The 22,060-nt window shown below is 74.1% G+C and carries 21 protein-coding genes; 12 read left to right on the forward strand and 9 right to left on the reverse strand.

Translation table 11 applies throughout. From position 1 onward, the window contains the following. Window positions 1-61: 61 nt before the first annotated feature. Window positions 62-1,402, forward strand: a complete 1,341-nt coding sequence (locus ACFVWU_RS25985; RefSeq protein ID WP_387625306.1) for a streptophobe family protein — start codon at window positions 62-64, stop codon at window positions 1,400-1,402. A gap of 84 nt (window positions 1,403-1,486) precedes the next feature. Here ACFVWU_RS25985 and ACFVWU_RS25990 read toward each other — a convergent pair whose 3' ends face one another. The 6 genes from ACFVWU_RS25990 to ACFVWU_RS26015 all read right to left on the reverse strand — a co-directional run bounded on the left by ACFVWU_RS25990 (window position 1,487) and on the right by ACFVWU_RS26015 (window position 7,632). Further along, window positions 1,487-1,861, reverse strand: a complete 375-nt coding sequence (locus ACFVWU_RS25990; protein ID WP_387625308.1) for a DUF1304 domain-containing protein — start codon at window positions 1,859-1,861, stop codon at window positions 1,487-1,489. Between the two features lie 33 nt (window positions 1,862-1,894). After that, window positions 1,895-2,902 (reverse strand): serine/threonine-protein kinase, encoded by a 1,008-nt coding sequence (locus ACFVWU_RS25995; RefSeq protein WP_387625310.1) that lies wholly within the window; start codon window positions 2,900-2,902, stop codon window positions 1,895-1,897. Then, window positions 2,899-3,501, reverse strand: coding sequence for a hypothetical protein (locus ACFVWU_RS26000; protein WP_387625312.1), 603 nt, complete (start codon window positions 3,499-3,501; stop codon window positions 2,899-2,901). Before ACFVWU_RS26000 ends, ACFVWU_RS25995 begins: the two co-directional genes overlap by 4 nt. Window positions 3,502-3,607: 106 nt before the next feature. Continuing rightward, window positions 3,608-5,974: an ATP-binding cassette domain-containing protein gene (locus ACFVWU_RS26005; RefSeq protein ID WP_387625314.1), complete on the reverse strand. Its 2,367-nt coding sequence runs from the start codon at window positions 5,972-5,974 to the stop codon at window positions 3,608-3,610. A gap of 291 nt (window positions 5,975-6,265) precedes the next feature. After that, complete coding sequence (locus ACFVWU_RS26010; RefSeq protein WP_387625316.1) at window positions 6,266-7,003, reverse strand: hypothetical protein; 738 nt, start codon at window positions 7,001-7,003, stop codon at window positions 6,266-6,268. Next, a complete protein-coding gene (locus ACFVWU_RS26015) occupies window positions 7,000-7,632 on the reverse strand; it encodes an RNA polymerase sigma factor (RefSeq protein WP_387625318.1) in 633 nt (210 codons plus the stop codon). The genes ACFVWU_RS26010 and ACFVWU_RS26015 overlap by 4 nt, the downstream gene beginning before the upstream one ends. A gap of 225 nt (window positions 7,633-7,857) precedes the next feature. Here ACFVWU_RS26015 and ACFVWU_RS26020 point away from each other — a divergent pair, with 225 nt between their 5' ends. The 5 genes from ACFVWU_RS26020 to ACFVWU_RS26040 all read left to right on the forward strand — a co-directional run bounded on the left by ACFVWU_RS26020 (window position 7,858) and on the right by ACFVWU_RS26040 (window position 11,960). Beyond that, the gene (locus ACFVWU_RS26020) at window positions 7,858-8,712 is read left to right on the forward strand and encodes an SAM-dependent methyltransferase (RefSeq protein WP_387625320.1); all 855 of its coding nucleotides are present in this window, start codon (window positions 7,858-7,860) and stop codon (window positions 8,710-8,712) included. 223 nt (window positions 8,713-8,935) lie between these two features. Next, entirely contained in the window at window positions 8,936-9,217 is a 282-nt protein-coding gene (locus ACFVWU_RS26025; protein ID WP_387625322.1) for a hypothetical protein, read from the forward strand. Window positions 9,218-9,464: 247 nt separating this feature from the next. Continuing rightward, window positions 9,465-10,352 (forward strand): hypothetical protein, encoded by an 888-nt coding sequence (locus ACFVWU_RS26030; RefSeq protein WP_387625324.1) that lies wholly within the window; start codon window positions 9,465-9,467, stop codon window positions 10,350-10,352. 79 nt (window positions 10,353-10,431) lie between these two features. Beyond that, window positions 10,432-11,220: an SDR family NAD(P)-dependent oxidoreductase gene (locus ACFVWU_RS26035; RefSeq protein WP_387625326.1), complete on the forward strand. Its 789-nt coding sequence runs from the start codon at window positions 10,432-10,434 to the stop codon at window positions 11,218-11,220. An 8-nt stretch (window positions 11,221-11,228) separates the two neighbouring features. Next, window positions 11,229-11,960, forward strand: coding sequence for a polysaccharide deacetylase family protein (locus tag ACFVWU_RS26040; RefSeq protein WP_387625328.1), 732 nt, complete (start codon window positions 11,229-11,231; stop codon window positions 11,958-11,960). A gap of 71 nt (window positions 11,961-12,031) precedes the next feature. Here ACFVWU_RS26040 and ACFVWU_RS26045 read toward each other — a convergent pair whose 3' ends face one another. From ACFVWU_RS26045 to ACFVWU_RS26055, 3 genes are read right to left on the reverse strand one after another with little or no spacing between them, the layout of a single operon-like run. Next, a complete protein-coding gene (locus ACFVWU_RS26045) occupies window positions 12,032-13,111 on the reverse strand; it encodes a hypothetical protein (RefSeq protein ID WP_387625330.1) in 1,080 nt (359 codons plus the stop codon). Between the two features lie 13 nt (window positions 13,112-13,124). Then, the gene (locus tag ACFVWU_RS26050) at window positions 13,125-14,069 is read right to left on the reverse strand and encodes an NAD-dependent epimerase/dehydratase family protein (RefSeq protein WP_387625332.1); all 945 of its coding nucleotides are present in this window, start codon (window positions 14,067-14,069) and stop codon (window positions 13,125-13,127) included. 22 nt (window positions 14,070-14,091) lie between these two features. Next, the gene (locus tag ACFVWU_RS26055) at window positions 14,092-15,216 is read right to left on the reverse strand and encodes a DegT/DnrJ/EryC1/StrS family aminotransferase (RefSeq protein WP_387625334.1); all 1,125 of its coding nucleotides are present in this window, start codon (window positions 15,214-15,216) and stop codon (window positions 14,092-14,094) included. Between the two features lie 408 nt (window positions 15,217-15,624). Here ACFVWU_RS26055 and ACFVWU_RS26060 point away from each other — a divergent pair, with 408 nt between their 5' ends. The 6 genes from ACFVWU_RS26060 (at window position 15,625) to ACFVWU_RS26085 (ending at window position 21,934) form a co-directional block, all read left to right on the forward strand. Further along, entirely contained in the window at window positions 15,625-17,838 is a 2,214-nt protein-coding gene (locus tag ACFVWU_RS26060; protein ID WP_387625336.1) for an MMPL family transporter, read from the forward strand. 246 nt (window positions 17,839-18,084) lie between these two features. Further along, window positions 18,085-19,539: a histidine kinase gene (locus ACFVWU_RS26065; RefSeq protein WP_387625338.1), complete on the forward strand. Its 1,455-nt coding sequence runs from the start codon at window positions 18,085-18,087 to the stop codon at window positions 19,537-19,539. Further along, complete coding sequence (locus ACFVWU_RS26070) at window positions 19,536-20,210, forward strand: response regulator (RefSeq protein WP_380609884.1); 675 nt, start codon at window positions 19,536-19,538, stop codon at window positions 20,208-20,210. The genes ACFVWU_RS26065 and ACFVWU_RS26070 overlap by 4 nt, the downstream gene beginning before the upstream one ends. Before the next feature lie 170 nt (window positions 20,211-20,380). After that, window positions 20,381-21,028 (forward strand): hypothetical protein, encoded by a 648-nt coding sequence (locus tag ACFVWU_RS26075; protein ID WP_387625340.1) that lies wholly within the window; start codon window positions 20,381-20,383, stop codon window positions 21,026-21,028. A gap of 140 nt (window positions 21,029-21,168) precedes the next feature. After that, complete coding sequence (locus ACFVWU_RS26080; RefSeq protein ID WP_387625342.1) at window positions 21,169-21,516, forward strand: PRC-barrel domain-containing protein; 348 nt, start codon at window positions 21,169-21,171, stop codon at window positions 21,514-21,516. 151 nt (window positions 21,517-21,667) lie between these two features. Next, window positions 21,668-21,934: a metal-sensitive transcriptional regulator gene (locus ACFVWU_RS26085; RefSeq protein ID WP_359827563.1), complete on the forward strand. Its 267-nt coding sequence runs from the start codon at window positions 21,668-21,670 to the stop codon at window positions 21,932-21,934. Window positions 21,935-22,060 lie beyond the last annotated feature (126 nt).

Raw genomic sequence — 22,060 nt, forward strand, 5'->3', positions numbered from 1 at the left:
CGGCACCCGTGGGAGTCGAGTCCCCGGGACCGGACCGGCCGGCTCAGCCAGAGGAGGCGGAATGCAGCAGCCCATCACCCGGGCCGCAGGCCCGCCCGGCGTCGTACGCGGATGGCTGGACGCGTTCGCCGTCGTGCTGGCTGGGCTGGTCGCGATGGCGGCGGTGGCCGCGCTCGGCCTCTGGCTGGCCGGTGCCGGGGACCTTCCCGAGGGCGGCTTCCCGCCCGTCCTCGCCGCGACGATGGCGCTCGCCGTCGGCGGATCCGTCCAACTCGACGGTGGCGCCGGCAGCTTCGCCGCCGTGGACGCCGGGGTCACCGCGATGCCGCTCACCGTCTCGCTGGTCGGCGCGGTCGCGATGGCCGAGGTGTTCCTGCGTCAACTGCGCTTCCGCGCGGTGGCCGGGGGCGGCGAACTGCTCGGCCGGATCGTCCGGACGGTGCTGCTCTGGGTGCTCGCCCTGGTGCTGATCACGGTCGTGGCCAAGCACACGTTCGTGGTCCCACTCGGCGGCAGTCTGGCGCAGACCATCGGCAGCGCGCTCGGACTCACCCCGGAGGTCGGCTTCCACGCGGACGGCCCGACCACCATCGGGATCGGGTCGGCCTGGCTGCTGCTGGTGCTCGCGGCCGCCTTCGCGGTGTCCCGGCGGGCGCCGCTGCCGGGTGCCCTGCTGCGCTACCAACTCGCCGTCCGCCCAACCGCGTTCGCACTCTGGATGGTGCTGCTGGCGTACGTGGTGATCGGCGCGGTGGCCGGGGTGATCACCGCGATCGCGCACGGCAACGCCCGGCAGACCCTGGCCGTGGTGCTGCTCGCCCTGCCCGACCTGGTCTGGCTGGCCTTCGGCCTCGGGCTGGGCGCCCAGTGGCACGGACGGCTGGAGGGCGCGGTCGGCCTGCCCATCCCCAAGGCGCTCAGCTCGGTGCTGCGCGCCCCGAACGGGCGAGAGGCGACCATCGACCTCGGCACCCTGGCCGACCACGACGCCCGCAGCTGGTGGCTGCTTCCGGTGGCCGCCCTCCTGCTGCTGGCCGCCGCCTTCCTCGCCGCCCAGCGCTCCCCGCGCACCGTCCGGCTCTGGCAGCACGCCGTCCGCTTCGCCCTGGCCACTGCCGTCACCGTACTGCTGGTCGGGCTGTGGACCAGGATCGACGCCGACTACGGGCTCTCCGTCCTGGGCGTCGGCCTCGGTCAGGGCGGCCTCGCCGATCTGCTCGGCACCGTGCTCGGCGGCAACAACCCGCTGACCGGATTCGGCAGCGGCAGCCTGAGGCTGCGCCCGGCGCTGTGGACGGCCGTCCCGCTGGCGGCGGGCTGGGGCCTGCTCACCGGCGCGCTCGGCGCGCTGCTCGCGGCCCGGGTCCGGCACCGCGGTGAACTGACGGAGGGCGGCGGCTGAGCCACTCCGCCGGGGGGTGCTGAGCCACCCGCGGAGAGATGCTGCGCCATGCGCCGCGAGGTGGTGACCCACCCGCCGACAGCTTCAGAGCGCCTGGGCGATCAGGATGACCGCGGCCGGGACGGCCTGGCCGAGGGCACCGCGCCACAGCTTCGGCTCCGAGACGAACAGGGTGATCCCGCCCGCCACCATGAACGCGCCGATGTAGAGGATCACCGGCCGCCCCGACCCCGCGTGGCCGGTGTGCAGCAGGACCAGGCCGGCGACCAGCCCGAGGGCCAGGAACAGGTTGTAGAAGCCGACGTTGAAGCGCCACAGCCGGACCTCCGGGGCGTCCGCGGTGCTGCCGGTGAGCAGGTAGCGCACCCGTGGGTGCCCGTACAGGTAGCTCTCCAGCGGCCACACCACCAGGTGGATCGCGGCGGCGAGCATGGCGAAGACCTGGCTCACGGCGTTCATGGTCGGCGGCTTCCTCTCGGTCGCGGTACGGCGTCAGGCTCGGTCCCAGGGCGGCGGGTGGACCACCGGCGCGGCCCAGGCGGGCGGTTCCGGCACCTGGACGATGCCCGGATCGACCGCCGGGACCACCTGGGTCGGCGGCCCGCCCGCGGCCCACGGGGCGGGGACGGTGGCCGCGCGCAGCTCGGCGACGAACTGCAGGCAGCTGGCGTACCGCTCGCCGGGCGCCTTGGCGAGCGCCCGGGCCACCGCGGCCTCGGCCGCCGCCGGCAGGTCCGGCCGGTGCTCGCGCAGCAGCGGCGGCGGGTCGTTGAGGTGGGCCCAGAGCAGCGCGAGGTCGCTCTCCCGGCGGAACGGCGGGGTGCCGACGAGCATCTCGAAGACCACGCAGGCGAGGGAGTACTGGTCGCAGCGCCCGTCCAGCGGCTTGCCGGAGATCTGCTCGGGCGCCGCGTAGTCCAGCGTCCCGACGATCTGGCCGATGCTGGTCAGCCCGCTGAGCGAGAGCGACTTCTTGGTGAGCCCGAAGTCCGCCAGGTACAGGTGCTCGGGGTGCTCGCTGTCCGTCCCGGCGGCGACCAGCACATTGCCCGGCTTGACGTCCCGGTGCACCAGGTCGTGGTCGTGGGCGGCGTCCAGCGCGGAGGCGATCTGCAGCGCCAGCCGGGCGGCGCGCTCGATCGGGAAGGGGCTGCCCCGGTCGATCAGGGCACGCAGGTCACCGCCGTTGACGTAGCGCATGGCGATGAAGAGGATGCCGTCGTGCTCTCCGGCCTCGAAGATCGGCACGATGTGGGGGTGGTCGATCGCCGCGGCCGCCTCCGACTCGTGCATGAACCGCTGCCGGAACACCTCGTTGCGGGCCAGCTCCGGGGCCAGCAGCTTGATCGCGACGGTCCGGCCCAGCCGCAGGTCCTTGGCCCGGTAGACCACGGCCATCCCGCCGCGCCCGATCTCGTCCTCCAGCTGGTAGCCCGCGACCTTCCGCCCGACCAGGCCCGCGGGCAGGCTGGGTGCGGAGGTCCGGTCGGCGGGGATCACGGCTCACCGGTCCGGGTGGGCGCGTACGGGCTGCGCACCGGCGCGATCGTCTGCCCGGGTGCGGGGCCGGGCGCGATCGTCTGCCCGGGCGCGGGGCCGGGCGCCGGCTGCGGCGCGGGCCGGTCGGTGGCCGCGTACGTCTGCAGCTGCAGCCCGTCGCAGTAGCACCAGCGGTCGTGCACCGGGTCGAACACCCAGATCGCCTCGCCGTCCGCCACCAGGCCGAGCCGCAGTCCGCGGGTCCGCTCCCGGAAGGACTCCAGGTCCTGGGTGCCCGCCGCGAGGTCCTCCAGCAGGGCCCGGTAGCGGGCCAGCGCCGTCTCGGCCTCGGCGAGCGCCGGGCGCGGGTCGGCGGTTCGCGCGGGCGGGCCCCCGACGGCGGGCGGCGGTTGCGGGAGGGTGACCAGCAGACGGGCGTCCACCCAGGTGGTCCAGCCGTTGGAGCAGAGCACCTGCGCCCAGTCGCCCTGGTTCGCGATCAGCCGCAACGGGAGCAGCGGGTCCAGCCGGGCGGAGGGCCGCGCCGGGTCCGGGGCTGCCCAGGTCGCCATCCCGTTCGGCGGGGCGACGTGGGTGGGGCTGAACGCGTACTCGTCCATGGGCGGCCGCATTTCCTCCGCCACGCGAGCCGGAGCCGGGGGCAGGGGCTGCGCGCGGCACTCGCACCACAGGTCGTTTCCACTCTACCGGCGGAGGCCGGGGCGGCTACTTGCGCATGATCGTCGGCTCGTGGCGCCGTAGCAGGGCGAGCACCACCAGCCCGTACACCGCCGCGAGGACGGGCAACGCGACCATGCTGACCACCCACCCGGCGCGCTCGTGGCGGAACATCGGGTCCGCGGTGATCGGGGTCGCGACGGTGAGCCGGCTCAGGTCGACCGTGCGGGCCATGGCCGACAGGCCCCACCGGGACGGCCACAGCAGGGCGAACTGCTCCAGGCCGGGCACGCCGTTCAGCCTGAGCATCAGGCCGCTGAAGACGATCTGGACGATGGCGAGGAGCACCAGCAGCGGCATCGTGGTCTCCTCCTTGCCGACGAGCGCGGAGACCACCAGACCGAGCGTCATCGCCGTGAACGCGAGCAGCGCGACCGCGATGATCAGCTCGGGCAGCTGGGGCATCAGAACACCGGTGGTCACCGGCGGCGGGGCGTTCGGCCGCGCCTGTGCGGAGAGCGTGACCCCGGCGAGGCCGACCACGGTCAGTACCGCGGCCTGAGCGACCGTGATCGCGCCGAGCACCACCACCTTCGAGGCCAGGTACGCCGACCTGGACAGCCCGACCACGCGTTCCCGCCGGTAGATCGCGCGTTCCTTGACCACCTCGCGCACCGAGTTGGCCGAGCCGGTGAGCACGCCGCCGAGGCAGAGCGTGAGCAGGCAGTTGATGGCGTTCTCATCGGTGAGTTGTGAACCGGCCATCACCCGGCACATCAGGCCGATGATGAACGGCAGCGCGATCATCACGGTGAGGAACAGCCGGTCGGCGGCGAGCACCGCGGCGTACCGGCGCACCAGGGTGCTCAGCTGGGAGAGCCAGCTCTGCGGTTTCTCGTGCCCGATGGCCGGAGCGGATGCCACGGTTGGGTGCGGCAGGTGCGCCGCTTCGGCCGTCACGTACCGCCGGTACTGCGGCGAGCCGCGGAAACGCTGCTGGCAGACACCCTCGGAGTCGCTCTCGAACGCCTCGAAGGCCTCCGGCCACTCCTCGTAGCCGAAGTACGCCAGCGCCTCGGTCGGCGGCCCGTAGTAGGCGGTCCGGCCGCCGGGGGCGAGCACCAGCAGGCGGTCGCACACGTTGAGGCTCAGCACGCTGTGCGTCACCACGACGACCGTACGGCCGTCATCGGCCAGTCCGCGCAGCATCTGCATCACCGAGCGCTCCATGCCCGGGTCCAGGCCGGAGGTCGGCTCGTCGAGGAAGAGCAGCGAGGGCTTGGTGAGCAGCTCCAGTGCGATGCTGACCCGCTTGCGCTGGCCGCCGGAGAGGCTGGCGATCACCTGCTCGTCCCGGTCGTCCAGGCCCAGTTCGTGGATCACCTCGGAAACCCGGGTCTCCCGCTCGTCCTTCGCGGTGTCGTCGGGGAAGCGCAGCTCGGCGGCGTAGGACAGGGCGCGGCGGACGGTCAGCTGGGTGTGCAGGATGTCGTCCTGCGGGACGAGACCGATCCTTCGGCGCAGCTCGGCGTAGTCGTGGTACAGGTCGCGCCCGTCGTACAGCACGGTGCCCTGGTCGGCGGGGCGCAGCCCGGTGAGCGCGTTGAGCAGGGTGGACTTGCCCGCGCCGCTCGGGCCGGCCACCGCGAGCAGCGCCTTCTCGGTGAGCGGGAAGCCGACGTCGTCCAGCAGCACCTTGTGGTCCGGGCCGACCCGTACGACCAGGTGCTGGACGTCGAGCGAGATGTCGCCGGTGTCGATGTACTCGACCAGTCGGCCGTCGATCAGGCAGAGCTCGCAGTGGCCGATGCCGACGATGTCGGCCGGGCCGACCGGGGCGTGGCTGACCGGATGGCCGTTGAGGTAGGTGCCGTTGTGGCTGTGCAGGTCGACGATCTCGTGGCCGCCGTCCGGCAGTTCGCGCAGCTCGGCGTGGTGCCGGGAGACCACCAGGTCGTCCAGCACCAGGCCGTTGTCGTCCGAGCGCCCGATCCGGACGGTGTGGCCGGGCAGTTGGAGGACGGCGCTCGGTCTGCGGAAGACGCCGGAGGACCGCGGGGTGAGCAGAACGGTGCGATCGGCCTGGGCGGGGCCGGGCAGCCCGGCGAAGGTCGCGGACGGGCCGGTGGCCGGATCGCCGAAGCGCAGCCGGGTGCCGGGGCCGACGTCCTCGCGGCTGATCCGCTGGCCCTGGTCGTAGGTGCCGTTGGTGCTGCCGATGTCCTCCAGCAGCCAGTGGTCCTCGGCGGTGCGCAGCACCGCGTGGTGCCAGGAGACCCGGGGGTCGTCCAGCACGATCTCGCTGGTCGGATCGCGGCCGAGGTGGTAGGCCCGGGTCGGGTCGATCAGCTGGGAGCCGCGGTCGGTGACCAGGACGAGGGGCGGCGCGGTGGGCGCGCCGGAGCGCTCTCCCATGGTGTGCATTCTATCGTCGGTGCCCGTGAGCGGCCTTTCCGGATGGCGGGATTGGACTGGACCACTGTCGTGGCGCAGCACTGTCGCGGCGTAGCGCCACCGTTCGGCGTGCCCGCACATCGGGCCCGGGGAACCCGTGGGCATCTGGCCGCGGTCGCGCCGGTCCCGGACCGTCCGAGCGGACCGCGCCGACGGCCGGGCGCCGCGCCTGGTCCTGGCCGGGCCCCGGAGACCGTCGCCCGGTCGGCCGTGCTCACCTGAACGAGGGAGCGCGGGTGGCCGGGAGTGGACTCACCCCAACGGGCCGTCGGCCGTCTCGTCGAGCCCCCACGGCAGGTCCCACGAACACGCCGAGGTCGCCCCCGAGGTGAGGCCCCACGGGTTCGGCACCTCCTCCTCGCCCTCGCCCTCCCCGCCCTGCAGCGGCAGCCGGTCGATCACCGTGACCAGCGCGGGCGGCAGCTGCGGCGCCAGCCCCCGGTGCACCCGGGAGAGGATGTCGCGCCGCACGTCCTCCGGCAGCAGCGGCCTGCTCATCCGCAACGGCCTTGGCGCGGGCTGGCGTTCGACCGCCGACAGCTGGTCCGACCAGGCCCGCCAGTAGTCCGCGTCGTCGGTCTCGCCGAGCTTGAGGTGGTGCAGATGCAGGCAGTACGCGGCCGTTCCGCTGCCCGAGCCGGCCGCGAACCGCCACCAGAACTCGGCGCCCTCCTCCTTGCCGGTGGCGTACAGCAGCGCGCCGAACACCTCCGCTCCCTCCGGCTGGATGCGGCGCGCGTTGACCAGCAGGTCCAGCCCCTGGGAGGCGCACGGCGCTCCCAGCACCAGGGCGACCACCAGGCCGAGTTCGAAAGCGGCTTGCTCGTGCTCCGAGGGCAGGTGGGCGGGGGCTGCCGTCAGCCGGGCCTGCCGGAGGGCGGCGATCCGCTCGGCGTTGGCACGTTCGACTCGGGGCACGCGGAAGACCGCGCGCCCCCCGCCGGCGGTGCACGCCCCACTCGGCGTCCGTTCCTCGCGGTCGGTGGTCACAGTTCGCCTCCCCGGTCCGGCAGTTCACGCACCCCGAGCCGGCGCGCCAGCCGCTCCCGGGCGTGCCGGAGGTTGGAGTGCACCGTCGCCACCGGCCGTCCCAGGTATGCGGCGATCACCTTGGCGTGCAGACCCAGCAGATAGCGCAGGATCACCACGTCCCGTTGCCGGTCGGGCAGTTCGAGGATCGCCGCGTACAGTCGGACCTCGTCCGCCTCGCTGTGCAGCAGCCCGTCGGCGACTCGCTTGAACGCCCCGATCACGGCCGCGAAGGTGACCGCCTCCACCTCCACCGGCTCCTCGGCGGCCACCCAGTCCGCGACGTGCCGGGTGGCCAACCGCCAGGCGTACGCCGCCGGTTCCTCGAACCGCAGCACCTGCGGCCAGCAGTGGGCCAGGTCGGCCTTGACCGCCTCGACCACCAGTACGGCGTCGGCCGGGCTGCCTATCCGGGTCAACGCGAGGGCGTGCCAAGCGGGTTGGTGCGTCTCGCAGAAGGCGGCATAGGTGAGGTCCAGGCGCAGGCCGAGTTCCGCCTCGGTCCCCCACTGGGCCCCGGTCCCGTCGGTGTGGTCCACCGCCGTCCCGCCCCGGTGTCCGTGTGCGGGGGCACCCCTGTCGATCGTCATCGAGCCTGCTTTCCGTGGCCGTCGGCTGCTCGCCGCGCCATCCGAGGGTCGGGCTGTCTGCGCCCATCCTCATTCCATCAGGCCTGTCACTCCAGGCTGCAAACCAAATACAGATTGTCATCTCATGGGATCTGTCGAGGGGTTGAGCCATGGCGGGCGACGATTGGCCCCCGGATACGGTGGGCAGCAATTCGGACGTTGTCCGCGATGCCGAGGGGGAGCGCGATGAGTCTCTACGACGGGGTCGACCTGCGGTTGAACGTGCCGCACTCGGCCCGGATGTACGACTACTACCTCGGTGGCTTCACCAACTTCGCCGCCGACCGGGAGGCCGCCGGCCACGTCCTGGCGATCGCGCCCTGGGTGCGCGACGCCGCCCGGGCCAACCGCTCCTTCGTCCACCGCTCGACCCGCGCCCTTGCCCTGGCCGGCATCGACCAGTTCCTCGACATCGGCACCGGCATCCCCACCTCACCCAACCTGCACGAGGTCGCCCAGAGCGTCGAACCGCGCGCCCGGGTCGTCTACGCCGACAACGACCCGATCGTGCTCACCCACGCCCAGGCCCTGCTGGCCGGCACCCCCGAGGGCCGCACCGCCTACATCGAGGCGGACGTCACCGACCCGGCCGGCCTGCTCGCCGCCCCGGGCCTGCGCGACACCATCGACTTCAGCCGCCCGGTCGCGCTCTCCCTCAACGCCCTGCTCCACTTCGTCCCCGACGCCCACGGCGCGTACGAGCTGGTCGAACACCTCAAGTCCGTCCTCGCCCCGGGCAGCGCCCTGGTGATGACCCACCTGACCGTGGAGTTCGCCCCCGAGGAGATGGGGCGGGTCGTCGGCATCTACCAGGCCGCCGGCACCGCCCTCCAGGCCCGCACCCGCGTCGAGTTCGCCCGCTTCTTCGACGGCTGGACCCTCCTGCCCCCGGGCATCGTCCCCGCTCCGCACTGGCGGCCCACGGCCGACGACCCGGCCGTCTCGGGCTCCGACGCGTCCGGGTACGCGGGGGTGGCGCTGCGGCCGACATCGGCATCGCCCGGACCCCGGCCGGCCGGCCGGTCCTGCTCGCCGTCCTGACCGCCAGGCCCTCCGACCAGGCCGCTCGAACGGACGAACCGCTGATCGCCGGGACGGCCGCACTGCTCGCCGCCGCGCTCGGCCGATCCCGCGGCGGCGCACGCTCGCCTGTCCGAGGGGCGGGCGGGTCGGCCCCGACACGGACAGGCTGCGCGGGGAAGCCATGGCTGGAGAAGGCGCCGGTGCCTGCCGTGCGCCCCTGACCTGAAGAAGGAGAACAGTCATGCGTCGTCGTATCGCCGCGGTCGGCCTGCTGGCCGCCGCCAGTGTGTTCGCGCTCGCCGTCCCCGCCCAGGCGGCGACGGGCGTCCTGGTGGTGAACGGTGTGCCGCGCGAGAACCCGCAGCGGGGCTGCTACGCGACCTCGTCGCCGGTGTCCATCCAGAACTTCACCACGTCCATGGTCCTGGTGCACGCCGCGGCGAACTGTCAGGGGCCGGTCACCGCCGAGGTGGACCCCGGTCGGTCCGCCTCGGCCTTCGGCGCGAGCTACTTCGTCTTCTGAGTCCCGTGAGCGTGAGTCCCGTGAGGGTGAGTCCCGCGATCGTGAGTACCGCGATCGTGAGTACCGCGATCGTGAGTACCGCGAGCGTCAGTCCTGTGAGCGCCGGGCCGTCGGCCGCTCCTTGAGGCTCCGTCCGGCCCCGCCGCGCGGGCGCGACCACCACCCCCACCCGCCTCACCCGTGCACCCCCGCCGCCCCGGCCCCAGACTGGTGGTGAACCGATGCTGCCCGCGAGGCTGGGAGAGGCATGCTGCTGGGACTCACCACCGCGTTGGTCGCCACCGTCTGCTTCGGCTTCGGGGCGGTGTTCCAGGCGCGCGGGGCGCGCTCGGCGCCGCGGGCGGACCGGGTGCGGGCGGGGCTGCTGGCCGCGCTGCTGCGGTCCTGGGAGTTCGTCGTCGGCACCCTGGTCGACATCCTCGGCTTCGCGCTGAGCATCGTCGCCCTGCGCAGCCTCCCGCTCTTCCTCGTCCAGGCGGTCACCAACGCCAGCCTGGCCGTCACCGCCCTGGCCGCCGTCTGGCTGCTGGGCGCCCGACTTCGCCCCGGCGATGTCGCGGGCATCCTCGCGGTGGTCATCGGCCTCACCCTGCTGGCCGTCGGTTCCGGCAGGGAGGGCCGCGAGTACGCCCCGGCGGCCTTCCACTGGGCGCTGCTGGCCACCACCGCCGCCATGCTGCCGGCCACCCTGGTTCTGGTCCGCCGGGCGGGCACCGCAGCGGCGGCCGGGCTCGGCCTGCTGGCGGGCGTGGGCTTCGGGATCACCAGCCTGGCCGTGCGCGTCCTGGACACCTCCGGCCCGGTCGGCCTGCTGACCGACCCGGCCGCCTACGCCCTGGTCGTCGGCGGCCTCGGCGGTTACCTCGCGTACGCCCTGGCCCTGCAGCGCGGCACCGTGACGGCCGCGACCGCCGCCGGGACGGTGGCCGAGACCTTCGGCCCGGCCCTGGTCGGGGTGCTCTCGCTGGGGGACGCCGCGCGTCCGGGCTTCGCCTGGTGCGCGCTGACGGGCTTCGCGGTGGCGGTCGGCGGAACGTTCCTGCTCTCCCGGTTCGGCGAACTGGAGGGCGAGTCGGCCGAATTGTCCATCCGGAGGACGGATGCCGAGGCGGAGCCCGCCGTCCCGCCCCGGTAGCCCGGACGGTTCTGCCGTGCGAAGGTGACTTACCGGACAAATCGGACGGCGAAAACGCCCACGGAGCGGCAGGTGCACGATGGCGGAGGAAGTCCAGTCCCGAGCCCGACGGTCGACCCCGACCGAGCGGCCCGTCGCGCTGATCACCGGGGCCTCCTCCGGCATCGGACTCGCCACCGCCACCCGTCTGGCCGACGCCGGATGGCAGACCCTGCTCTCCGGCACCGACCGCGCCCGCCTCGACGCGCTCGCCGAGCGCACCGGCGGGCGCGCCCTGCCCGAGGACCTCAGCAAGCCGGACGGCCCGGCCCGCCTCGCCGAGGCCGCGCTCGCCGAGACCGGCCGGGTGGACGCGCTGATCGCCAGCGCCGGCCTCGGCTGGCGCGGGCCCTTCGCCGAGACCCCCTCCGACACCCTGGACCGGATGATCGAGGTCAACCTCGCCGCCCCGCTGCGCCTGGTCCGGCTGCTGCTGCCCGGCATGCTGGAGCGCCGCCGCGGCCGGATCGTGCTGGTGGGCTCGATGGCCGGCCAGGTCGGCGTGCGCGAGGAATCGGGCTACGCCGCGACCAAGGGCGGGCTGGCGATGTTCGCCGAGAGCCTCTGGTACGAGCTGCGCGGCACCGGGGTCGGAGTGCGCCTGGTGCTGCCGGGCGCGGTGGACACCCCGTTCTTCGACCGGCGCGGCACTCCGTACCAGCGCGAGCGGCCGCGCCCCGTCTCGGCGGAGCGGGTCGCGGACACCGTGGTCGCCACCATCACCACCGGGCGCGACCGCCTCTACGTCCCGCACTGGCTCGGCTTCCCGGCCCGGATCCACGGCGTCGCGCCCGGCGTGTTCCGGCGGATGGCCTCCCGTTTCGGATGAGCTCCCGGGTGGCCGCGGCCCTCGCCACCGCGGCGGGCCTGGAGTTCCTGCACCTCGCCCCGGCGGCGGTCCGCCTCCCGGCGGTGCGCCGCACCCTGGCCCGGCGCACCGCCGGATACGGCACCGCCCCGGGCCATCTGGCCCTGACCTTCGACGACGGACCCGACCCGCGCAGCACCCCGTACGTCCTCGACGCGCTGGACGAACTCGGCGCCCGCGCCACCTTCTTCCTGCTCGGCGCGATGCTGGACCGCGCCCCCGCGCTCGGCCGCGAGCTGGTGCTGCGCGGCCACGAGGTCGCCGTGCACGGCTGGCACCACCGGTCACAGTGGTACCCGGCCCCGGCCCGCGACCTGCGCGAACTGCGCCGCGCCGCCGAAGCGGTGACCGACCTGTGCGGTGCCCGCCCGATCTGGTACCGCCCGCCGTACGGCGTGCTGACCGCCGGCCCGGCCCTGGCCGCCCGCCGCCTCGGCCTGCGCAGCGTGCTGTGGACGGCCTGGGGTCGCGACTGGACTGCCGAGGCCACCGGCGCCTCCGTGTACGCCACCGCCCGCCCCGGTCTCAGCGGCGGAGCGACCCTCCTGCTGCACGACTCCGACTGCACCTCCGCTCACGACTCCTGGCGTGCCACCCTCGCCGCCCTCCCGCTGATCGCCGCCCACTGTCGTGACCGAGCCCTCACCCTCGGCCCGCTGCGCGACCACGCCGTCCCGCCCCCCGCCTCCCTCCAGGGCTAGTCGGGACGATCGGCGAGCCGCGCACCACCGATTCGACCGCCCTGACCCGGCGCGATCGTCCCCGTCTCCGGCTACCCCAGTCCCACCCGCTCCAGCGCCGCCCCGAACCCCTTGCGCCACCCGTCCGCCGAGGCCCCGGCCGACGGCTGCGGCTGCGGCCTGCCCAGCGCCGCGAGCGCGTTGCGGACCACCTCGGCCGGACGGGCGGTGGCGACATCGGCGTGGCCGAGCTCCAGTTCGTGCTGGAGGTTGTCCCGCCCGTGTCCCTGCACCACGTCGAGCAGCAGCAGCCGCCGCCCGAGCGCCCGGGCCTCGCTGCAGGTGTCGCCGGAGCTGGTGACCACCAGGTCCGAGGCCGCCATCAGCGCGGGGACCCGGTCGGTGTAGCCGAAGGGGTGCAGCCGGGGCCGACTGCGGGCGGCGGCCCGCAGCCGCCGCTCCAGCTCCTGGTTGCGCCCGGCCACCGCGAGCACGTACGGCCCGGCGGCGGCGAGCGAGGCGGCGGTGCGGGCGATCGGCCCGAGCCCCCAGGAACCGGACATCAGCAGCACGCACTGGGCCTGCGGCGGCACGCCCAGTTCGGCCCGCGCCCCGGCCCGGTCAGGCGGCCGGTAGAACGACTGCCGCAGCGGCGCGGGCAGCACGGCGATGTCGGCGTCCGGCCGGTAGCGGCGCACCGCGCAGGCGGCGACCTCGGAGGTGACCAGGAAGAGGTCGGTGTCCTCCTGCACCCAGAGCCGGTGCGGCGTGACGTCCGTGCAGAACACGAAGTGCCGGAAGTCCCGGTGCGGCAGCCGGTTGACGGCCGAGGTGGCGGTGGCGAACACCGAGACCACCAGCTGCGGCCGTTGCGCCGCGATCAGCTCCCGCAGCGCCGGGACCAACCGGGCGCGGGCCGCCGCGTCGGCCAGCAGGGCGAGCCGCGCGCCCGGGCGCAGCGCCGAGAAGTGGAAGGCGTCGTAGACCCCGGGCAGGTCGAGCAGACGCCGGAAGACGGCTTCTCCGGCCGCGCCGGAGCGTTGCCCGAGCAGGGCCATCGCGTCCACCGTGCGGGTGGTCCAGCCGCGTTCCCGCAGGGTGTCCGCGCAGGCCTGGGCCATCACGTCGTGGCCCTGGCCGAGCGAGCCGGAGACCAGCAGGGCGTGCGGCATCGGGCGGCCCCGGTCAGCCGGCGGCGGACGCGGCGGCGGAGGTGCGGTACCAGTCGGCGTACCGGCGCACGCCGTCGGCGAAGTTGGTCCGCGGCGACCAGCCGAGCAGCCGCTTGGCCTGCGCGGAGGAGATCCGCCGCCCGGTGTAGTCGGCCTTGCGGCCGTCGATGTGCTCGATGGTGACCGGTCCCAGCAACCGGTCGACGGTGTCGGCGATGTCGCGCACCGAGACGGCGGTCGAGCCCTCCAGGGCGAAGGTCTGGTCCTCGGCGGCGGGGGAGAGGGCCCGGACGTGGGCGTCGGCGAGGTCCTCGACGTAGACGAAGTTGCGGCTCTGCCGGCCGTCCCCGGCGATGGTGATCGGCCGCCCGGACAGCGCAGCCTGGACGAACCGGGCGACGACCAGTTCGTCACGCATCCTCGGGCCGTACGGGATGCCGAAGCGCAGGATGGTGAAGTGCTGCTCGTACAGCTCGCGGTAACTGTGCACCAGCATCTCGGCAGCGAGCTTGGTGGCCACGTACAGGTGCCCGCTGTGCTCCAGCTCGATCGGCACGTGCTCGTCCAACTCCTGTTCCTCGCCGTCGAGTTGCCCGTCGGTGGGGGCGGCGCCGTAGACCCACACGGTGCTCGCCAGGACGGTGCGGCTCAGGCCGCTGCGCCGGGCGGCCTCCAGGACGGCCTCGGTGCCGTCGATGTTGACGCGCACGGCCCGGACCGGGTCGGCGTAGACCTGCTCGACGTCGGCCATCGCGGCGAGGTGGTAGACGACCTGGCTGCCGGCCAGCGCGGAGGTCAGGGCCGGCAGGTCGAGGACGTCGATCCGGGCGTGCTCGGCGTCGGGGTTGAGGTACTTGTCGGTGGTGTCCACGGCGAGGACCTCGTGGCCGGCCGCGATGAGATGGTCCACGACGTGTGAGCCGATGAACCCGCAGCCACCGGTGACGGCTATCCGCACGGTCTTGCTCCCTTCACTCCGGCTACCCGGCCATCCGCCGGTGCACCGCCGAGACGGCCTCGATCACCAGCTCCGCCTCGTCCCCGCTCATGTCGGAGTGCACCGGCAGGCAGACCTGCCGCGCGCAGACGTCCTCGGCCACCGGCAGCGGCCCGCCCCGGTAGGGGGCGAGCACCGGCTGCAGGTGCAGCGGAAGGTCGTACACCTCGCCGGACAGCCGCACGCCGTACTCCTCGGCCACCGCCCGCTTGAACGCGGCGCGGTCGACGCCGGGCGCCAGCAGCGCCACGTACTTGTAGTAGTTGCCGCGGCAGCCGGGCGGTTCGAGCACCGGCTCCAGCCCGTCCACGCCGGTCAGCGCCGCGTCGTAGCGGCGGGCGACGGCGCGGCGGGTCTCGATGAACTCCTTGAGCCGGCGCAGGTGCACCGCGCCGACGGCGGCGTGCAGCTCGCTCATCCGCCAGGAGTAGCCGAGCAGCACGTGGTGGTTGGTGGTGAAGGAGCCCTTGCCCTGGTCGCGGTAGATCCTGGCCTCGTCGCGCAGCTCCGGCGACTCGGTGAGGATCATGCCGCCCTCGCCGCTGGTGGTGACCTTGGTCGGGTAGAAGGAGAAGGCCCCGGCCAGGCCGAAGGTCCCGGCGGCGCGGCCGCCCAGGCTGCTGCCGTGGGCGTGTGCGGCGTCCTCGATCAGCGGGATCCCGTGCTGGTCGCACAACGCCCGCAGGGCGTCCACCTGCGGGGTGACCAGCCCGCCGATGTGGACGAGGACGACGGCCGCGGTATCCGGGGTGAGGGCGGCGGCCAGGGTCTCGGGGGAGAGCGCGAGGGTGGCCGGGTCGACGTCCGCGAAGACCGGGCGACCGCCCGCGTGGACCACCGCGCCGGCCGTGGCGTAGAAGGTGACGGCGGGGACGACCACGTCGCGGCCCCGGACGTCGACCGTGCGCAGGATCACCTCCAGCGCCGCGGTTCCGCTGCTCACCGCGACGGCGTGCGAGGCGCCGTGCTCGGCGGCGAAGGCCTGCTCGAAGCGCTCGGTCCACGGGCCGAGGGTGAGCGCACCGGTGGTGAGCATCTCGGTCACGGCGTCGGCGACGGCCGCGCGGTCGTTCTCGTCGAACACGATGCGGGCGGCTGGAACGCCCATGGGGCACCTCCGGCGGCGGGCTGGGGTCAGCACCGATCGGGATGGAACGGCCCGAACCGTACGGAAACGGTCGGGCCAGGCACATCACGCTACTTCGCCCGGGCGGCCCCGGCCCGTCGTCGCCGCCCGCCCGGGTGACCCCCGCCTGCTCCGGCCGCGGGCCACCGCCCTGCTCCCCGGCCGCCTCCGGGCGGGCCTGCGGATACTCCCGGCGCGAGGCGTGCGCTCCTCCGTACGGGGGAGGGCCGTACTGCGTCCGCAGTACGGAAACGGCCTGCGCAGGGACGACGACGGAGCAGGGGGCCGCGATCAAGGATTGGTCATGCTGCGGGCGGACCAGGTCCGCCCTCGTGAACCCGTCCCCCGGAACCCGAACCCGAATCCGAATCCGAAGGAGTCCGCTCTCCCGTGGCCACGTTCCTCTACCGCCTGGGCCGATGGGCCTTCGTCCGCCGCCGGCTGGTGGCCCTCCTGTGGGTTGCCGTGCTGGCGGTCTGCGGAGTCCTGGCGGCCAAGGCGCCCGCCGCACCCGACGACGGCTTCGCGATGCCCGGCACGGAAGCGCAGAAGGCCTTCGACCTGATGAACGAGCGCTTCCCCGGCGGCCACGCCGACGGAGCCTCGGCCCGCCTGGTGTTCGTCGCGCCCTCGGGCCAGAAGATCACCGCGCAGCCCAACCAGCAGGCCGTGGAGAAGACGGTCGCCGAGCTCGCCCACGCCGAGCAGGTCACCGGCGCGGTCGACCCGTTCAAGATGCAGGGCGCCGTCTCCAAGGACGGCACCACGGCGTACGCGACGGTCAGCTACTCCGCCAAGGCGGGCGAGCTGTCCAAGGGCGCCACCGACGCCCTCCAGCAGGCCGCCCAGCACGGCCGGGACGCCGGGCTCAAGGTCGAGATCGGCGGCAACGCGCTGATGGCCAAGCCCGAGGCGGGCGGCAGCAGTGAGGCGATCGGCATGGCGCTGTCCGCCGTCGTCCTGATGATCACCTTCGGCTCGCTGGTCGCCGCCGGCCTGCCGCTGCTCACCGCCGTGGTCGGCGTCGGCCTCGGGATGTCCCTGATCACCGCGCTCGGCAGCACGCTGGGCCTCTCCTCGACCACCGGCACGCTGGCGATGATGCTCGGCCTCGCGGTCGGCATCGACTACGCGGTCTTCATCGTCTCCCGCTACCGGGCCGAGCTCTCCGAGGGCCGTACGCCGCAGGAGGCGGCCGGCCGGGCCGTCGGCACCGCCGGCTCCGCGGTGGTCTTCGCCGGTCTCACCGTGGTGATCGCCCTCGCCGGGCTCTCCGTGGTCGGCATCCCGCTCCTCGCCAAGATGGGCATGGCCGCCGCCGGCACCGTCGTCGTCGCCGTGCTGGTCGCGCTCACCCTGGTGCCCGCGCTGCTCGGCTTCCTCGGCCGCAAGGTGCTGCCCCGCAAGGTCCGCAAGGCCGAGAAGGCCGGGGGCGGTGTCCAGCCGGCCGGGGCGAAGGAGAACGGTGGCGCCCGCTGGGCCCGCTTCGTGCTGCGTCGCCCGCTCGCGGTGCTGGTGCTCGGCGTGATCGGCCTCGGCGCGCTCGCCGCCCCCGCGCTCGACCTGCGGCTCGGCCTGCCCGGCGACGAGGCCAAGCCCACCTCCACCACCCAGCGCCGTGCCTACGACCTGCTGTCCGAGGGCTTCGGTCCCGGCTTCAACGGCCCGCTGACGGTCCTGGTGGACGTCAAGGGCACCGCGGACCCGAAGGCCGCCGCGGGTGAGGTCGCCAAGACCGTCTCCGGCCTGCCCGGCGTGGTCACGGTGACGCCGCCGATGTTCAACAAGGCGGGGGACACCGCCCTGCTGAACGCCATCCCGGCCACCGGCCCGGCCGAGGCCGCCACCAAGGACCTGGTCCACACCATCCGGGGCCACGCGGCCGGCCTGAAGGCCTCCACCGGGGCGACGGTCCTGGTCAGCGGTACGACGGCGATGAACATCGACGTCTCGCAGAAGCTCACCGACGCGCTGCTGCCCTACCTCGCCGTGGTCGTCGGCCTGGCCGTCCTGCTGCTGCTGGTGGTCTTCCGCTCCGTCCTCGTCCCGCTCAAGGCCGCGCTCGGCTTCCTGCTCTCGGTGGCCGCCGCGCTCGGCGCCGTGGTCGCGGTCTTCCAGTGGGGCTGGCTGGCCGACCTGATCGGCGTGGAGCAGACCGGCCCGGTGATGAGCATGATGCCGATCTTCATGATCGGTGTGGTCTTCGGCCTGGCCATGGACTACGAGGTGTTCCTGGTCACCCGGATCCGCGAGGCCTTCGTGCACGGGGAGCAGCCCGGTGAGGCCATCGTCACCGGTTTCCGGCACAACGCCCGGGTGGTCACCGCCGCCGCCTTCATCATGATCTCCGTCTTCGCGGGCTTCATCGGGATGAGCGAGCCGATGATCAAGATGATGGGCCTGGGGCTCGCCGCGGCCGTCGCCTTCGACGCCTTCGTGGTCCGGATGACCATCGTCCCGGCCGTCCTCGCCCTGCTCGGCCGCCATGCCTGGTGGCTGCCGCGCTGGCTCGACCGCCTGGTACCGGACGTCGACGTCGAGGGCAGCAAGCTGCACACCGTCGCCCCCGAACCGGCCCCGGTCCGCGAGTCGGTCACCGTCTAGGCCCGGCGGAACCGGGCATCGCCCGGCACGGTCCGGACCAGGCCCCGCCCCGCGGTGGGGCCCGGTCCGGTGGCGGTCGGCCCGGGCACCGGTTCGAGCCCCAACCGTTACCGTTGTTCTCTGAGGCCGCTGCCGGCGCGGCGGCCCCCACCGGCGCGCCGCGCCCCACCCGGGGTGCGGCGCGGCACGACCTGGCGGAACCCGGCGAGGGTGCGGCCAGGGCACCCCGACCCGGAGAGCCCGACCATGAGCGACACCTGGCAGCGCCTGCGCCGCGACCACCCCCGGCTGCTCGACGCCGTCGGCGGCACGGCCATGATCGCCATCACCGCCCTCGGTGCCACGGTCGACCAGACCACCGGGCACTTCGCCCCGGCGGACCCGGCCACCGGCGTCCTGGCGCTGATCGCCGCCACCGCCGTGTTCTTCCACCGCCGCCACCCGCGCGCGGTGGTCGTCGTCACGCTGCTGTGCACCATGCTGCTGACTCCGACCAGCCCCCGGCTCACCCCGATGCTGGCCACCCCCCTCCTGCTCGCGCTCTACTTCCTCGCCGTCCACACCGACCGCGCCACCGCCCTGCGCGCCTCGATCGTCACCGCCGTCCTGCTCACCGGGATGTCCCTGCTGGCCGGCCCCGGCGGCCCGATCGGCGAACGGATCGGCGTCCTCGCCTGGGCCCTGCTGCCCGGCGCCCTCGGCGACTCCATCCGCAACCGCCGCGCCCAGCTCGCCGAGATCGAGCAGCGCGCCGAACGCGCCGAGCGCACCCGCGAGGAGGAGGCCCGCCGTCGGGTCGCCGACGAGCGGATCCGGATCGCCCGCGACCTGCACGACGTCGTTGCCCACCACATCGCCCTCGCCAACGCCCAGGCCGGCATCGCCGTCCACCTCATGGACACCCACCCCGTCCAGGCCCGCGAGGTGCTCAGCCACATCACCGACGCCACCGGCTCCGCCCTCCAGGAGCTGCGCGCCACTGTCGGCCTGCTGCGCCGCGCCGAGGAGCCGGCCCCGCTGGAACCCACCCCCGGGCTGGACCGGCTGCCCGAGCTGATCAGCACCTTCGAGCGGGCCGGCCTGCCGGTCCGGCTCGCCGTCGAGGGTGAAGCCCGGCCGCTGTCGCCCGGCGTCGACCTCACCGCCTTCCGGATCGTCCAGGAGTCGCTGACCAACGTCGCCAAGCACGCCCACGGCGCCGACGCCGAGGTCACCCTCTCCTACAGCGGCAGCCGGGTCGCCGTCAGCGTCGCCAACGGCCGCCCGCCGGCCACCGGCGGTCCCCGCACCGTCCTCCTGCCCCAGCCCGCGCCGGGCGAGAGCGGCTTCGGCCTGATCGGCATGCGCGAACGGGCCGGCGCGGTCGGCGGCCGGCTCACCGCCGACCGGCGGCCCGACGGCGGCTTCCTCGTCCTCGCCGAGCTGCCGCTGCGCACCGGCGCCCGCGACGACGGCGCCGTACGGGCGGAGGACGCCGTACGGGCGGAGGACGCCGTCCGGCCCGGCGACGGCGCCCGGCCCGACGGCCCGGCCCGCCCCGGCGACGGCGCCCGGCCCGGCGACCGGGCCCGACCCGCCCCCGCCGCCCGCTGGGACTGCTCCGTACGAGCCGACCGCGCCACCCGACCCGACGGCCCCGCCCGACCCGACCGCGCCCCACGACAGGATCGCGCCACCCGAAAGGACAAAGACCGCGCATGACCATCCGCGTGCTGCTCGCCGACGACCAGGCCCTGCTGCGCGGCGCCTTCCGGGTGCTGATCGACGCGGAGGAGGACATGGAGGTGGTCGGCGAGGCCGCCGACGGCCGGGAGGCGGTGGAACTCGCCCGGGCCACCAAGCCCGACATCGTCCTGATGGACATCCGGATGCCCGGCGCCGACGGCCTCGGCGCCACCGCCGAGATCTGCGGCGACGAGGAGCTGTCCGGCACCAGGGTGCTCATCCTCACCACCTTCGAGATCGACGAGTACGTGGCCCAGGCGCTGCGCGCGGGCGCCGGGGGCTTCCTCGGCAAGGGCGCCGACCCGAAGGAGCTGCTCGCCGCCGTCCGGACCGTCGCGGCCGGTGACGCCCTGCTCTCGCCCGCCGCCACCCGGGCCGTGATCGACCAGTTCCTCGCCCAGCCCGGCCCGGCCGCCGTCGCCCCCGCCGAACGGCTCGCCGTGCTGACCGCCCGCGAGCGCGAGGTGATGTCCATGGCCGCCACCGGGCTCACCAACGAGGAGATCGCCGAGCGGATGTTCGTCAGTCCGTTCACCGTCCGTACTCATGTGCACCGGGCGATGTCCAAGCTCGACGCCCGCGACCGTGCTCAACTCGTCGCGATCGCCTACCAGTCCGGGCTGGTCCCGCCCGGCCGTCCGTCCTGACTGTCGGTCACCACGGTGTCCGAATCCGGTCATTCGGCGCCGCCGGCCCCTGAGCGCTCGTCAAAACGCGCATCCGGGAAGCAGTTCAAGATTCCATCTGTCCTGAAACGACCTCCGAACGGGTGTATCAGCGAGTAGTCTGCCGATGACTCAGAATGAGGAGGATGTTGGTGGAAACCAAGGACACGGCCGGTGAGGTGCGGATTCTCCAGCCGTCGCCCGGGCGCGCGGACGACGGATCGCAGGCGTTCGAGCTGCGGCTCGCTCGACTGCTCCTCCTGCTCGGGGCCGAGGTCGCACCGGGTGCGGACTATCCGGGCGCGGCCCGTTGGGAGGTCCACAAGGCGCTCGCCGGGCGGTCCGAGCTGCCCGAGGAGTACTTCGAGGCGCTGATGGAGGCCGCGGTCCACGACCCCAACCCGAGCTTCAACCGCCGTTTCGTCGAGCCCGCCCTGATCGCCTTCGGCCAGCGCCGGGTCCGCCTGGCCCTGCTCGGCTACCTGCAGACCGGCACCGACCCGGAGCGCGCCGGTGCCGCCCGGGCCTGGTACTGGACGGCCCTGTCGGTCGGCGGCGGCCGCAACGCGACCGCCGACGAGGGCGCGACCGTCCGGGACAGCTGGAACGAGGCCGCGCTGCGGGAGTTCGTCGCCAACGAGGACATCGACGTCCGCCGGTGCATCCTTCCCGGCCTCCCCTTGGTGCCGCGCGCCTACCCGGTGGAACTGCACGCTCTGGTGGAGGCGGCCGTGGCGATCGCCCGGTCGCACCCGGACGAGTACATCCGCCACCGCGTCGAGGTCCAGACCGGCCTCTGAGCTTCGGGTGCGCCCGCTCCGGGCGCGCCCGTGCGCCGACTCGTCGCGCCACCGGGCCCGCTGCGGCGCAGGATGGAAGCTCCGGGCCGTGCAGCCGGTGGCAGCCGCGACACGGGAGGTCCGAGGCCGTGGGGATCGCTATGGCAGACATCCGGGAGTGGCGCGGCCACGCCGTGGTCGACGAGAAGGGCCACCGGATCGGCACGCTGGAGTCGGTCTACGTCGAGACGTCCACCGACGAGCCGTTCTTCGCCACCGTCACGGTCGGCATGATGGGCCGGCGCCGCCTGGCCTTCGTCCCGCTGGAGGGCGCGGTCGCGGGGCCGGGCTACCTGCAGGTGCCGTTCCCGAGGAACAAGGTCAGGCAGGCCCCCGCGATCGGCACCGACGACATCCTGCCGGCCACCGACGAACCCGAGGTGTTCGCCTACTACCAGCTGCCGTACGCCACCGGAGCCGGAGGCGAACGCCGCCTGGCCCGTCGCTGAGCGCGTCGCCGGGCCTGCCACGGGAGCCCGCCGCCGAGCCCTTCGCCGCACCCGTCGCCGAGTTCGGCGGCGGCCTCCTCGGCCATCCGGGAATGAATACCCCACCGGGTACACTTGTCCATCGACAGTCGATGGGAAAGGCGGCCCGGACATGCAGGTGGACGAGGAGGCGGTCGGCGCGGTCCTGAACCGACTGCGTCGCGCTCAGGGCCAGTTGGCCGGAGTGATCGCGATGATCGAGGCGGGTCGGGACTGCAAGGACGTGGTCACCCAGCTTGCCGCCGTCTCGCGCGCCCTTGACCGGGCGGGGTTCAAGATCGTCGCGAGCGGGATGCGCCAGTGCATGGCCGCCGCCGACGAGGGCGCCCCGCCGATGAGCGAGGCCGAGCTGGAGAAGCTGTTCCTCGCCCTGGCCTGAGCCGGTCCGAGGTCCGGTCGGCGGTACTGCCGACAGCCCGGAGGGGGCGCGGCGGGTCGGGCGGCGCGGCCCCCCCCCCTGCCCAGGCGATGGCCGGGCGATGGTTGTGCCACGGGGGTGCCGAAC

The sequence above is a fragment of the Kitasatospora sp. NPDC058190 genome (assembly GCF_042883685.1).
Taxonomy (GTDB): Bacteria; Actinomycetota; Actinomycetes; order Streptomycetales; family Streptomycetaceae; genus Kitasatospora.

Bases quoted from the DNA above. Each gene is read 5' to 3' on its own strand.
- ACFVWU_RS26015 (WP_387625318.1), bottom strand. From the start codon at position 7,632: ATGACGATCGACAGGGGTGCCCCCGCACACGGACACCGGGGCGGGACG.
- ACFVWU_RS26030 (WP_387625324.1), top strand. From the start codon at position 9,465: ATGCTGCTGGGACTCACCACCGCGTTGGTCGCCACCGTCTGCTTCGGC.
- ACFVWU_RS26000 (WP_387625312.1), bottom strand. From the start codon at position 3,501: ATGGACGAGTACGCGTTCAGCCCCACCCACGTCGCCCCGCCGAACGGG.
- ACFVWU_RS26025 (WP_387625322.1), top strand. From the start codon at position 8,936: ATGCGTCGTCGTATCGCCGCGGTCGGCCTGCTGGCCGCCGCCAGTGTG.
- ACFVWU_RS26080 (WP_387625342.1), top strand. From the start codon at position 21,169: ATGGCAGACATCCGGGAGTGGCGCGGCCACGCCGTGGTCGACGAGAAG.
- ACFVWU_RS25985 (WP_387625306.1), top strand. From the start codon at position 62: ATGCAGCAGCCCATCACCCGGGCCGCAGGCCCGCCCGGCGTCGTACGC.
- ACFVWU_RS26045 (WP_387625330.1), bottom strand. From the start codon at position 13,111: ATGCCGCACGCCCTGCTGGTCTCCGGCTCGCTCGGCCAGGGCCACGAC.
- ACFVWU_RS26020 (WP_387625320.1), top strand. From the start codon at position 7,858: ATGAGTCTCTACGACGGGGTCGACCTGCGGTTGAACGTGCCGCACTCG.
- ACFVWU_RS26005 (WP_387625314.1), bottom strand. From the start codon at position 5,974: ATGGGAGAGCGCTCCGGCGCGCCCACCGCGCCGCCCCTCGTCCTGGTC.
- ACFVWU_RS26065 (WP_387625338.1), top strand. From the start codon at position 18,085: ATGAGCGACACCTGGCAGCGCCTGCGCCGCGACCACCCCCGGCTGCTC.
- ACFVWU_RS26070 (WP_380609884.1), top strand. From the start codon at position 19,536: ATGACCATCCGCGTGCTGCTCGCCGACGACCAGGCCCTGCTGCGCGGC.
- ACFVWU_RS25990 (WP_387625308.1), bottom strand. From the start codon at position 1,861: ATGAACGCCGTGAGCCAGGTCTTCGCCATGCTCGCCGCCGCGATCCAC.
- ACFVWU_RS26055 (WP_387625334.1), bottom strand. From the start codon at position 15,216: ATGGGCGTTCCAGCCGCCCGCATCGTGTTCGACGAGAACGACCGCGCG.
- ACFVWU_RS26035 (WP_387625326.1), top strand. From the start codon at position 10,432: ATGGCGGAGGAAGTCCAGTCCCGAGCCCGACGGTCGACCCCGACCGAG.
- ACFVWU_RS26085 (WP_359827563.1), top strand. From the start codon at position 21,668: ATGCAGGTGGACGAGGAGGCGGTCGGCGCGGTCCTGAACCGACTGCGT.